At 46.2% G+C, this 849-nt stretch carries 1 protein-coding gene; it reads left to right on the forward strand.

Features of this window, described 5'->3' with window-relative positions:
* Window positions 1–849: condensation domain-containing protein (locus tag GNF10_RS37175; RefSeq protein ID WP_260446391.1), on the forward strand; the 849-nt coding region annotated here is incomplete at both ends.

Below are 849 nucleotides of genomic sequence, written 5' to 3' on the forward strand. Positions count from 1 at the left end.
ATCGAGTTGGGAGAAATCGAAGCATTACTGAGCCGACATGATGATGTGCAGATATGTTGTGTCATCGCTCGTGAAGATACCCCTGGAGAGAAGCGCCTCGTCGCCTATGTGGTGCCGTATCCACAGGTGACTTGTACTGAGCGGAGTCGAAGTACACCCACAATCGACCAACTACGCCACTCTCTGAAAACAAAACTCCCAGAGTATATGATGCCAAATGCTTTTGTGCTGCTGGAATCCTTGCCACTAACTCCCAACGGTAAAGTAGACCGCCGCGCCCTACCAGCACCGGATTTACAAAGCGAACAAAAAGAAAAATATGTTCCCCCACGCACACCCATTGAGGAAATGCTGGCACAAATTTGGACACAAGTGCTGAAACTAGAGCGAGTGGGCATACATGATAACTTCTTTGAAGTTGGGGGACACTCGTTACTAGCAACGCAAATGCTTTCACGTATCCGCAACATTTTCAAAGTGGAACTACCATTACGCGAGTTGTTTGCAAGAGCAACAATTGCAGAATTGGCGCAATCGATTGGGCAATTGCAACAACAGGACTTAGAACTTTTTACACCACCCATCTTAGCAAGGGCAGAGAATGTACGATTACCACTGTCTTATGCTCAACAGCGCTTGTGGTTTTTAGACCAGTTACAGCCTTTGGGTGGCTTATATAATATACCTTTAACTTTGCGTCTAATAGGAACTCTTAATGTTGCAGCCTTAGAACAAAGCTTACAAGAAATTATTCATCGCCACGAGGTTTTACGCACCAACTTCATTAACGTTGATGGACAACCAATACAAATCATAAGGGAGCAGGGGGCAGGGGGCAGGGAGCAGGGA

This window comes from Nostoc sp. UCD121 (genome assembly GCF_014222285.1).
GTDB lineage: Bacteria > Cyanobacteriota > Cyanobacteriia > Cyanobacteriales > Nostocaceae > Nostoc.